This window comes from Microbacterium sp. CCNWLW41 (genome assembly GCF_037083505.1).
In genome coordinates, this window is the sequence record NZ_JBAOJP010000013.1 from 139,825 (window position 1) to 151,416 (window position 11,592).

The 11,592-nt window shown below is 70.5% G+C and carries 11 protein-coding genes; 6 read left to right on the forward strand and 5 right to left on the reverse strand.

Annotated features, from left to right (window positions below):
- Nucleotides 1–176: 176 nt before the first annotated feature.
- Complete coding sequence (locus tag V6R91_RS33105; RefSeq protein WP_336398867.1) at nt 177–1,010, reverse strand: ABC transporter permease; 834 nt, start codon at nt 1,008–1,010, stop codon at nt 177–179.
- Nucleotides 1,007–2,035 carry an ATP-binding cassette domain-containing protein gene (locus tag V6R91_RS33110; RefSeq protein WP_336398868.1) on the reverse strand — a complete coding sequence of 343 codons (1,029 nt, stop codon included), beginning with the start codon at nt 2,033–2,035 and terminating at the stop codon, nt 1,007–1,009. The genes V6R91_RS33105 and V6R91_RS33110 overlap by 4 nt, the downstream gene beginning before the upstream one ends.
- Nucleotides 2,036–2,169: 134 nt before the next feature.
- Between V6R91_RS33110 and V6R91_RS33115 the strand changes: the two genes are divergently transcribed.
- Nucleotides 2,170–2,940, forward strand: coding sequence for a TetR/AcrR family transcriptional regulator (locus V6R91_RS33115; RefSeq protein WP_336398869.1), 771 nt, complete (start codon nt 2,170–2,172; stop codon nt 2,938–2,940).
- Nucleotides 2,941–2,962: 22 nt separating this feature from the next.
- On the opposite strand, the gene V6R91_RS33120 is transcribed toward V6R91_RS33115, so the two are convergent.
- Together V6R91_RS33120 and V6R91_RS33125 are read right to left on the reverse strand one after the other, a co-directional pair.
- Entirely contained in the window at nt 2,963–3,628 is a 666-nt protein-coding gene (locus V6R91_RS33120; RefSeq protein WP_336398870.1) for a class I SAM-dependent methyltransferase, read from the reverse strand.
- A complete protein-coding gene (locus V6R91_RS33125) occupies nt 3,625–5,319 on the reverse strand; it encodes an FAD-dependent oxidoreductase (protein WP_336398871.1) in 1,695 nt (564 codons plus the stop codon). Before V6R91_RS33125 ends, V6R91_RS33120 begins: the two co-directional genes overlap by 4 nt.
- 331 nt (nt 5,320–5,650) lie before the next feature.
- Between V6R91_RS33125 and V6R91_RS33135 the strand changes: the two genes are divergently transcribed.
- Complete coding sequence (locus V6R91_RS33135; RefSeq protein ID WP_271059676.1) at nt 5,651–5,947, forward strand: metal-sensitive transcriptional regulator; 297 nt, start codon at nt 5,651–5,653, stop codon at nt 5,945–5,947.
- 136 nt (nt 5,948–6,083) lie between these two features.
- A complete protein-coding gene (locus V6R91_RS33140) occupies nt 6,084–7,370 on the forward strand; it encodes an MFS transporter (protein ID WP_336398873.1) in 1,287 nt (428 codons plus the stop codon).
- A 71-nt stretch (nt 7,371–7,441) separates the two neighbouring features.
- On the opposite strand, the gene V6R91_RS33145 is transcribed toward V6R91_RS33140, so the two are convergent.
- A complete protein-coding gene (locus V6R91_RS33145) occupies nt 7,442–8,077 on the reverse strand; it encodes a GntR family transcriptional regulator (protein ID WP_336398874.1) in 636 nt (211 codons plus the stop codon).
- Between the two features lie 71 nt (nt 8,078–8,148).
- Here V6R91_RS33145 and V6R91_RS33150 point away from each other — a divergent pair, with 71 nt between their 5' ends.
- The 3 genes from V6R91_RS33150 (at nt 8,149) to V6R91_RS33160 (ending at nt 11,591) form a co-directional block, all read left to right on the forward strand.
- Complete coding sequence (locus tag V6R91_RS33150) at nt 8,149–9,225, forward strand: NAD/NADP octopine/nopaline dehydrogenase family protein (RefSeq protein WP_336398875.1); 1,077 nt, start codon at nt 8,149–8,151, stop codon at nt 9,223–9,225.
- Complete coding sequence (locus V6R91_RS33155) at nt 9,212–10,681, forward strand: ABC transporter substrate-binding protein (RefSeq protein WP_336398876.1); 1,470 nt, start codon at nt 9,212–9,214, stop codon at nt 10,679–10,681. The genes V6R91_RS33150 and V6R91_RS33155 overlap by 14 nt, the downstream gene beginning before the upstream one ends.
- Before the next feature lie 85 nt (nt 10,682–10,766).
- Nucleotides 10,767–11,591 (forward strand): carbohydrate ABC transporter permease, encoded by an 825-nt coding sequence (locus V6R91_RS33160; protein WP_336398877.1) that lies wholly within the window; start codon nt 10,767–10,769, stop codon nt 11,589–11,591.
- Nucleotide 11,592: the final 1 nt, after the last annotated feature.

Consider the following 11,592-nt stretch of genomic DNA (forward strand, 5'->3'; position numbering starts at 1 on the left):
CCTCTCCCTCGCCTCGCCGTGATCGCTCTTCTGCCCTGCACCGAACCTATCCGGCGGCGATGCGCGTCACCAAGCGACAGAAATGCACACCAATTCCGACGAACCGGCGCGTGCGCCGGAGAGGTGCGCTCACGCCCTGTGCTCCGCGGACGATGCCGCGGAGCACAGGGGCGCGCTCAACGGCGAAGATGCCGGTACGTCGACACGGCGAGCGGCAGGAAGACGGCGATGATCAGCAGCGGCCAGACGATCGCGAGCAGCGGAGCGTTGTCGACGAGCCACCCCTCCCCTCCGACCACGGGGGCGCCGAGGAGCGCGCGGACCGTCGTGGCGGTGGCCGAGAGCGGGTTCGCCTCCGCGATCAGGCCGAGCCACCGCGGCATCGTGGAGGTGTCGATGAACACGCTGGAGAAGAACAGGATCGGCCAGACCAGGAGGTTGACCGGCATGAGCGCTTCCGGGGTCGACGCCTTGAGCCCCACGAAGATCCCGACCCAGAGCATCGCGACGCGCAGCAGGAGGAGAAGCCCGCCGACGGCGAGCGCCTGCGGCACGGTGGTGTCGGGTCGCCAGCCGAACAGGAGTCCTCCGGCGACGACGACCCCCAGGGTGATCAACGAGTCCAGCAGATCCGCGACGCATCTGCCGCCGACCACCGCGATCCCGCTCATCGGCAAGGACCGGAAACGGTCTGTGATCCCGCGTGAGGCGTCTTGACTGACGGCGGCCATCGTACCCTCCAGACCGAGGAAGACGGTCATCGCCAGGACACCGGGCATGACGAAGTCGATGTAGCGTCCGCCGACCTCGCCGCTCAGGGCCCCGCCGATCAGCCCGAGGAACAGAGCCATGAGGATGATCGGCCACAGCCATCCGAACACGCGCGCGCCGAGAAGATGGCGCCAGTGCTGGAGGTCCCGGCGCGTGATGGTCCAGGTGTCGGCGACGGCTCGGGCGAAGGACGACTCCGAGGCGTCCGGCAGAACGGAGGCGGGGGCGACGGCGCTCATCGGGCTCCCTCCTGGGCGAGCGGCGCAGTCTCCTCGCCGTCGACGACGGCCTCCAAGACGGGTTCGTCCCCGGGCACCCGGGCGGAGCGACCGGTGACTTGGAGGAACACCTCGTCCAGGGTCGGCGTGCGCACGGCGATGTCCCGGACGCCGAGACCGGCGTCCCGCAGCGCGGCCGACGCGCCGATCAGCGACGTCGCCCGGTCGACGAGCGGCACGCGGACGATGCCGTCCTCCTCGGTGATCTCGCCGGAAGACCACGCGGCCAGGACGCCCCGCAACGCACCGATGTCGGCGGGGGAGGCGGGAGCGACCTCCAGCCAGTCGTCGCCGACGCGCGCCTTGAGCTGCGCAGGACTGCCCTCCGCGACTACACGCCCACCTCCGAGCATCGAGATCCGGGTCGCGAGCTGATCCGCCTCCTCCAGGTACTGGGTGGTCAGCAGAACAGTGGTGCCGCCCCGGACGAGGTCCCTGATCGCGCTCCACACCTCCTGGCGGACACCCGGGTCGAGCCCCGTCGTCGGCTCGTCCACGAACAGCACTTCGGGAGCGGTGAGGAGCCCGGCGGCGAGATCCACCCGTCGCCGCATGCCGCCGGAGTACGTCTTCACCGGGCGGTCGGCGGCCTCCTCGAGCCCAAATCGCTCCAGCAGCTCGTCGGCGCGCCGCGCGGCGGTCCTCGGCCGGTAGCGGTTGAGCCGAGCGAACATCACGAGGTTCTGCCTCCCGGTCAGCGCTTCGTCGACCGCCGCGTGCTGTCCTACCAGACCGATTCGCGCACGGACCCGCGCGGGCTGGCGCACGGCGTCCGCCCCGGCGACGCGCACACTCCCGGCATCCGGGCTCAGCAGCGTCGTCATGATGCGGACCGCCGTCGTCTTGCCCGCCCCGTTGGGACCGAGGAGCCCGTGCACATCCCCGCGTGCGACCTGCAGGTCGAGTCCGTCCAGCACAGGACCCGCCTTCGATCCCCGGAAGGTCTTGCGGACCCCTTCCAGCAGGACCGCCGTGTCGTTCGACATCCTCACTCCTTTCTATGCGCCGTTATGTACGGCGTACAGGAGAGGGTAGCACGAAACGTACGGCGTACGTTAGCCCGTGGGATAGCGTGATCCTGTCGACGTGACAGAGGGATCGCGACGCAGGAAGGAGCAGCGTGACGACGGAGCGGAAGTCCGAGCCCGACCTCGTGCGCAGCCTCTATCTGCTGTGGGGGCACCATCCTCGTCCGGGACGATCCGGGATCACGGTGGAGCGCATCGTGCGAGCAGGGATCGACCTGGCCGACCAGGAGGGAATCGGGGCGACGACGATGCGCAACGTCGCCGAGCGCCTCGGCGTGAGCACGATGGCGCTCTACAACCATGTGCCGGGCAAAGACGACCTGACCGCCCTCATGATCGACGCCGTCTACGCCGAGCTGTACGCGGAGGACGACCCGCGCGCGGCCGGGGACTGGCGCGCCGGACTCCGCGTCATCGCGGAACTCACGTGGGACCTCTACGCCCGACACCCCTGGCTGCTCGACGTCCAGGACACGCGGATCGGGCTCGGCCCCCACGCGGCACGGAAGTACGAGACCGAGATCCGGGTCCTCGACGGCATCGGACTGTCCGACCTCGACATGGAGGCGTCGCTGACGACGCTGCTCAACATCGTCGCCGGCGCCGCCCGGGCGAGCCGGAGCGACGTGGAGGTGCAGCGCCGGTCCGGCATGGCCGACGCCGAGTGGTGGGCGATCGTTTCACCGGTGCTCGATCGCCTGATGGTCGACGCGGACTACCCCGTCTCCGGGCGCGTGGGCACCACGGTGGGACAGACCTTCGACGCCGCGCACAGCCCCCGGTACACGCTCGACACCGGCGTCGCGATCCTGATCGCCGGCATCGACCGCCTCATCGAAGACGCGTCACCCGCCGACGGATGAGACGGCCGCGGGGCCGGGTGCCTCAGCGGCGACGGGCGCGCACGACCAGGTCCCGCAGCCCGAGCGTCTGCGCCCCGCGGGCCACTTCCCGGTCGTGCTCCTCGCTCAAGTCGATGACCCATTCGTCGGACGGAAGGACCCCCGCGACGCCGTCGGCGCTCGCCATCGCCTCCACCGGGTGATGCCCGTGCCCGCCGCCGGCCGCGTGCGCGATGACGAGCAGGCTGCCACCGGGCGCCACCCACGACGCGAGACGCCGGTAGAACGCGAGCTGCCCGGAGTCCGGATGCGCATAGTTCGTGACGACGAGGTCCCACGTGCGTTCCGGCTCCCACCGTGTCAGATCCGCCTCCACCCACTCGATCCGCGCCGCCGCGCCCTCCGTCCTCGCGCGCGCCGTCGAGAGGGCTGCCGGGGAGATGTCCGCCCCGGTCACGTTCCAGCCACGTTCGGCCAGCGCGATGGCCTCAGCCCCGACGCCGCAGCCGGCGTCCAGCGCCGAGCCCGGCGGGAGATCCGCCGTCGCCGAGACGACGTAGGGGTTGGCCGGGGCGGGCGCGCGTCGTCCCGCACGGGCCCAGTGATCCTCCCAGTAGCGCTTTCCGAACGGGGGCGACTCGGGATCGGCATGACCGTGCCCCGTGGGCACGCCATGCACGGAGGAGGCGTCGCCAGGGTGCTCGTTCATGCCACCCCCTCGGCGCCCGTCCGCTCCAGCAGGTCGGCGCCGAGAACGCTCACGACCGTGCGCATCCCGCCGGACAGGGACGCCGAGTCCATCCCTGCCTGGGTCAGCACCCGGTGCGCGATGTGCGAGCGCACCCCGGAGCCGCACAGCACGCGGACCGGCCGTCCGTCCGCGGCCTCGCGCACCTCGTCGAGCCGTCCGCGGAGCTCGGTGTGCGGGATCAGGAGAGCTCCGGGGAGGTGCCCGGCACGGTACTCCTCCGGGGAGCGCACGTCGAGGATCAACGCCGTCTCACGCAGCGTCTCCCACTCCTGCGCGTACCAGAGGGCGAGCGTGCCGTCGAGCACGTTGGCGCCCACCATCCCGACGAGGTTGACCGGGTCCTTCGCGCTGCCGTGGACCGGGGAGTAGGCGAGGTCCAGGTCGATGAGATCGCCGACCGCGAGCCCGGCGCGAATCGCCGTGGCGACGACGTCGATGCGCTTGTCGACGCCGTCGCGCCCCACGATCTGGGCGCCCAGGACCCGGCCGTCCCCCTCGCGGATCCGCACCGCCATGGACAGCGGCGACGCACCGGGGAAGTACCCCGCGTGCTGCGTCGGATGCAGGTGCAGGGTGTGCGCGGCGATCCCCGCGCGGGCCAGGTCGGCAGCGCCGGCGCCGGTCGTGGCCGCCGTGAGGCGTCCGACCCGCACGATCGCCGTGCCGACCGGGGCAGGCAGGGGCCGTGCGGCATCCGGACGCAAGACGTGGTCGGCGATCTGTCGTCCCGCCCTGTTGGCCGGGCCCGCAAGTGCGACGGGACGACGGACGCCGGTCACGGCGTCGGTGACCGCCGTGGCGTCGCCTGCCGCGTACACTCCGGGCAGGTTCGTGCGCCCGTGCTCGTCCACGACGATCGCGCCGCGCTCGCACGCCACTCCTGCCGCCTCGGACACCGCGGTGTCCGGACGCACTCCCGCCGAGAGGACGACGAGGTCTGCGGCGACGCGGCTTCCGTCCGAGAGGACGACGACGTCGTACTCCTCGCCCTGCTCGATCCGATTCGCCTCGACGGCGGCGTGCACCGTGATCCCGAGCCGCTCCAGTTCGACGGCGACAGGATGCGCGATCTCGGCGTCGAGCATCGGCAGCACGTGCGGCGCCCGCTCCACGACATCGACGGCCAGGCCCCGAGCGCGGAGGTTCTCGGCCGCCTCGATGCCGATGAAGCCGCCGCCGAGCACGACGGCGCGTCGGGCGCCCGCCTCGACGGCGTCCCGAAGCGCGACGGCGTCCCCCACGGTGCGCAGCGTCGATACGCGGGGTGATCCCAGCCCGGGAATCGGCGGGCGGATGGCCAGCGCGCCGGGTGCCAGGATCAGGGCGTCATAGGCGATCTCCTCCGTGCGCTCGTCGGCGGCTCCCGGCGTCCGCACCGCGACCGTGCGCGCCGCGGCGTCCAGTCCGACGACTTCCTGCCGCACGCGCACGTCCAGGTCCAGCGCCGCGCGCAGGGAGGCGGGCGTGTGCAGCAGCAGGTCGTCCTCCTCGGAGATCTCACCGCCCACGTAGTAGGGCAGGCCGCAGTTGGCGAACGAGACGTGATCGCCGCGCTCGAGCACCACGATCTCGGCCTCCTCGTCCAGACGGCGCGCCCGCGCGGCCGCGCTCATCCCGGCGGCGACTCCCCCGACAATGACGATCCTCATGCCCACTGTCCTCTCTCGCGTGCGGCCCTGGCTGCCGCCGACCGACTCATCGACCGAAGATCCGGGCGAGGAGGCCGGCGGGGCGTTCCGCGTCGCGGATCTCTGCCGGCGTGTGCTTCCCGTTGCACCACTGTGCGGCCGGAACGGATGCCTTCACACTCGCGACGTGCTGACCGCATCCGGTCCAGGTCGTCTTCCCGCAGGTCCGGCAGCGGACGGCTCGACACATGGGACTTCCTTTCGTCTCGATACTCCCCTGAGTATCCAGGGGACCGTTCCATTATACCCCTGGGGGTATAGTGGAATCGAACGAAGGCGGAGAGGACATCACATGAGCACCGCGACGAAGCACGAGCCCCCGGTCTTCGCCCATGACCCGGAGGCGAAGCGGCGGGTGACGAATCGACTGCGGCGAGCCCAGGGGCAACTGACGGCCGTTCTGCAGGCCGTCGAGGACGATGCCCCGTGCCGCGACGTGGTGCAGCAGCTTGCCGCGGTCTCGAAGGCGCTGGATCGCGCGGGGTTCCTCGTCATCTCATCCGCCCTCAAGGAGTGCCTGACCGACCCGGAGGACGAGGGAGCCCTGCGGCAGGAGGAGTTGGAGAAGCTCTTCCTCTCGCTCGCCTGAACAGCACCCCCACCCCGCACCCACCCGCGCCGAGGGCGCGCCTATAAATACGTTACCGGGGTATAGTACAACTCTTGTGCGGACCCGCGCGCACCGCGGTCGCAGAGGCGCCGCCCCTCGAACGAGGAGAGATCACGTGAGACTGTTCGCGATCCGCGACTACCGGCACCTCTTCGGCGCGCAGATCATCGCGCTGTTCGGCACCGGACTGGCCACCGTCGCGCTCGGACTGCTGGCGTACGAGCTCGCCGGCGCGAGCGCCGGGGCGGTGCTGGCGACCGCTTTGACGATCAAGATGGTCATGTACGTCGTCATCGCACCTCTCGCGGGCGCCTACGCCGATCGGCTGCCACGACGAGCCTTCCTCACGCTGCTCGACATCGTCCGCGCCGGAGTGGTGCTCGTGCTGCCCTTCGTCACCGAGGTATGGCAGATCTACGTCCTCGTCGGCGTCCTCCAAGCCGCGTCGGCGGCCTTCACTCCGACGTTCCAGGCCGTGATCCCCGACATCGTGACGGAGGAGTCGCAGTACACCCGCGCCCTGTCCGCCTCCCAGGTCGCGTCGACGATGGAGAGCCTGCTCAGCCCCGTCCTGGCCGCCGTGGCGCTGACCTTCATGACCTTCAACTGGCTCTTCCTCGGGACCGCCGTCGGGTTCGTCGTCTCCGCGGGCCTGGTCCTGTCCACCAGGATCCCCAACGCCGCTGCCAGCGGCCACACCCGTGTGTGGGACCGCATCAGCTCCGGCATGCGCACCTTCGTCGCCACGCCTCGGCTCCGTGGCGTCCTGGCCCTCAATCTTGTGGTGGCCGCCGCCGGATCGATCGTCGTCGTCAACACCGTCAACTACGTCCGCGACACCCTGGGCGGCTCACAGGCGGACGTCGCGTGGATGCTCGCCGCCTCCGGTGGCGGCACGCTGGTGGTGGCGCTCGCCCTGCCGAGGGTTCTGGACCGGATCGCGGATCGGGGCGTGATGCTCACCGGTGCCGCGGTGCTCGTCGCCGGGGTGCTCGCCGCCGTCGCCATGGCCGCCTTCGGGCTCGCCGCGTGGGCCGCGGCCGTCCCCGTCTGGGTCCTCATCGGCGCGGGGATGGCGCTGATCATCACGCCGACCGGCCGAGTCATCCGCAGGTCGGTGGCAGTGCCCGCGCTGCCCGCGGCGTTCGCCGCCCAGTTCTCGCTCTCGCACCTCGCCTGGCTGATCACCTACCCGATCGCCGGGTGGGTCGGCACGGCGTCGGGCCTGGCGCCTGCCTGGATCGCCCTCGGCGTCCTCGCCGTCGCCGGGTCCCTCGCCGCCCCACTCCTCTGGCGCCCGGAGAGCCGCCAAGCGACGACGGCTGCCCCTTCCGAGGACGACGACGCCGCCGCCGAAGGGATCCTGATCGCCGGTCAGTGCGCCTGCGTCCGCCCCGTCTGAGCACTCAGGCAATGCTCGACCGTTGGGCGAGGAGCGAGATGACACGCGGCGACCCGAAGCGTCGGGGCGCGTCAGCCGTCGATGAGATTCTTCAGCAGGTTCGCCCGTGAGGTCCGCACGCTCTCCTCGCTCACGCGACGCGCCTCGTCCGCGTCACCCCGGGCGATCGCCTCGAGAAGGGTCTCGTGCAGTCGCATCGGGAACGGGGCCCCGCCCTCCCTCGCGTGACTGGCGAGGAACCATCGGACCTGGTCGTGGACGGTCGCCACGATGGCGGTGAGCTGCGGCACCCGACCGACCTCGGCGACCGCGACGTGGAAGCGCGCGTGCTGGCGCAGGTCCGGCCAGGCGCCCTCCGGCGTCGCGATCTGCTCGTCGTCGAGGGTGCGAAGTTGCTCGAGATCCTCCGGCGTCGCCCGGAGCGCGGCCTGATAGGCGGCTTCCGGCTCCACCAGGCTCCGCACGAGCAGGACGTTCTTGATGTCGCGCACCTGGACGTGCCGGACGATCGTGCCCTGACGCGGATAGACCTCGACGAACCCTTCGGCGGAGAGGCGCGAGATCGCCTCCCGCACCGGCGTCTTCGAGACGCCGAGGCTCGCCGCCACCTCCTTCTCGTTGAGCGTCTCCCCCGGCGCGCGCTGCGCGCTGAGGATCTGCTCCTTGAGCGTCTCATACGCCGACTCGCGCAACGAAATGCCGACCATGGGAATCACACTACCCACACGACTGAAATATCTGTAATATGCCAGGAACTCGATGGAGAGCAGGAGGGTCGATGGCGACCACGGATTCGACGACGGACCGATTGGCGGTGGTGGGCGAGAGGCCCGCGATCGGCGTGGCCGCCTGGGCGGCGGCCCACAGCGGAGGGAGCGTCCTGCTCTCCCTCGACGATGCGCCGCCCGCGGGCGTCGCGAACCCGGGGGGCCCGGCGAAGGCGGCCACCCCGTTCCGGGATGACGCCCTCGTGGACGTGTGCACGACCGAGCACCCGAGGGCGACCCACTGGGTTCTCGTGTGCCGCAGCGCCCGGATCGAGTCCGCGCTCGATGCGCACGGCGCGGCGATGTCCAGGGGCACGCTGCTGCTGGCGCCGGGCGGTTTCGGAGGCGTGCTGCGGGCCCACGCCTGGTTCCAGGCGGCGGGGATCGATCCGCCGACCATCGCCGAGGCCACCGGGTTCCCGGCGATGGGCTCGGGGGACGACCTGGACGTGCGCGCGGTCAAGCGCCATCTGCCGATCGCCGGGCGGACCCTCGATGAGACCCTCACGGTCGCGGATGCGCTGGCGCCATGGCTCCCGGACCTCGAGCCGAGCACGCTGGCGACCACGTCCTTCAGCAACACGAACCACCTCATCCATCCGCCGCTCGTGCTCTCGAACGCGGTGCGGATCGATCGGGACGAGCCGTTCGGCTTCTACCGGGAGGGGCTGTCCGAGGCCGCGGAGGAGCTCCTGTCCGCGGCGGACGCCGAGCGCCGCGCGCTCGTCGCCGCTCTCGGCGGGGACGACCGATCGGGCGTGGACTGGATGAACGGCTTCTACGGTGACCAGGGCATGTCGGGCGACACGCTCGTCGAGTGCCTGCGGAGCTTTCCTCCGTTCGACGACACCCCCGCGCCGCGGCTCCTGGAGTACCGCTACCTCACCGACGACGTCCCGTTCGGCGTCGCCGCGTGGGCGCAGACGGCGCGGCGGATCGGCACGCCGCACCGCACCCTCTCCGCGCTCCACGCGCTCTCCTCCGCGATCCTCGGACGAGAGCTCGATCCCCCGCCCGGCCTCGTCGACGACGTGGTCGACCACATCCTCTCGACACGTAAGGAGACGCACCACGATGCCCTCGCATGACGATGTGCACCGGCTCTCGACACTGCGCACCCGGCTCCTCCAGGGCGACATCTCCCGGCGCGGCTTCCTGACGGCCGCCATGGGGCTCTCGGCGACGGCGCTCCTCGCCGGCTGCGCAGGCGGTCTGAAGCCCGCCGGCGCGCGAGGCGGGTCCTCCACGGAGATCCCGCTGTACACGGTGGAGAACGATCCGGCGACCCTCGCCTTCTACAACATGGTGATCGCGAAGTTCGAGAAGGACCATCCGGGCTACACCGTGAAGGTGACGGTGTACTCCGACTCGAACCAGCTCCAGTACCTCACCACGGCCGTGCAGAACGGCATCGATCTGGGGATCTTCGCGCCGCCGGTGAGCTCGTTCCCGGATTTCCAGGCCGCGGGGCACCTCGCCGACATCACCGGACTGGTCAGGGACATCGGCGAGGACGACTTCCTGCCGGGGACCCGGATGATCATCGACGGCAGGGACTACGGCATGCCGATGCAATCCAACTCCTCGCTCGTCTACGCCCGCAAGGACCTGCTCGACGAGGCCGGCCTCAGCATCCCGAGGAGCTTCGAGGAGTACTTGAACGCCGTGCGCACGCTGCACGGCCGCAACGGGATCATCGGCATCGCGTCCGGCGTCGGCGCGACCCCGCAGCTCAGCCTGCAGTTCTTCACGCCGTACCTCTACCAGCAGGGCGTCGACTACTTCGATCAGGACGGCGAGTGCACATTCGACCGTCCCGAGGCGCGCGACGCCGTGAAGAGTTTCACCGACATCCTGCGTCACACCTCCGACTCCATGTACAACTGCGCGTTCGGGGACATCGCCAACTCCTATACCGCCGGCCGCGCGGCGTTCGCGACCTTCCCCGGACGCCTCGGCGCGGGTCTGCACGAGAAGGCGAAGGACGTGGCCGACGCGACCGTCGTGATGCCGATTCCTGCGGGCCCCTTCGAGACCGCCGCACTGCACTTCGGATCCGGACAGCAGTACGGGGTCCACGCGAACACCGGGAACCTGGAGCTCGCCACGGAGTTCCTGAAGCGGTTGACGACCGGGGACGACGCGGTGGCGTTCGCCCTCACCGTGCCCGGTCATCTGCTCCCCGCGCTCAAGAGCACGCGCGACCTGCTCGTCGAGCGGGTCGACGACGCCTCCGAGGGCTACCTGTTCGAACGCCGGCAGTGGATGCGGACGTTCATCGACAACGTCGCGACTGCGATGACGCCGTCCACCTCGATGGGTGCGGTCCGCGACGGCACGTTCGACGGGAAGATCTCGAACCTCTGCCCGTGGGCCGCCGATGTCTGGCCCTCGCCCGCGCTCGACACGGTGATGTTCCAGGACATCCTCATCAAGGGCGTCGACGTCGACACCGCCTGGCGGAACGCGGCGGCACGGATCAAGAAGGTCGGCGACGACTGGCGCGCCGCGAACCCGGGCTGGACGCCCGAGGTCACCCGGTGAGAAAGGGCACGACACGATGACCACCACCCTCGCCACCCAACGCGTCGTCCTTCCTCCGGGCGTACGGCCGCGACCGCGACGCAGGATGACACCGTTTCGCGTCGTCCAGTACGTGCTCATGGGGATCGTGCTGCTGTTCTCCGCGGGCCCGCTGCTGTGGGTGTTGCTGAACGCGATCCGCCCGGACAGCGAGATCAGCGCCTACCCTCCGACGTTCCTCCCGGGCCGGCTCACCGGCGAGCACTTCGACGACCTCTTCGTCCTCCGCGGGTTCGGCCAGTACCTGCTCAACAGCGTGGTGGTCTCGACCGTCGCCACGGTGGGTGTGCTCGTCGTCGCCTCGCTCGCGGCGTACGCCATGGCACGGTTCGACTTCCGACTCATCCGCGCCGTGGGAGAGCTCTCGCTGCTCGCCTACCTCGTCCCTCCGATCGTCGTGCTCGTCCCGGTGACCCAGATCCTCTTCGGATCCGGGCTCGGCGACAACCGCGCCGCCCTCACCGTGCTGTACATGGCCACGCTCCTGCCCTTCGGACTGTGGATCCTCCGGTCCTACTTCCAGGGCGCGACGGTCGACATCGAGGAGGCGGCCATGATCGACGGCTGCACGCGGTTCCAGGCGTTCCGTCGCGTCGTCATCCCGCAGGTGCTGCCCGGCCTGATCTCCACCGGGATCTTCACCTTCAACGCGGCGTGGAGCGAGTACCTCTTCGCCTCGACGCTGATGACGACCAACTCGAAGCTGCCGGCCAACCCGGCGATCTTCCTTCTGATGGGGCACATGGGCGTCACCAGCTGGGGGCTGCTGATGGCCGCAGCCCTCACGATCGTGGCGCCTGTGGTCGTGATGTTCGTCATCGCGCAGCGGTGGCTCGTCTCGGGATTCGGTGAAGGAGCGGTGAAGGGATGAC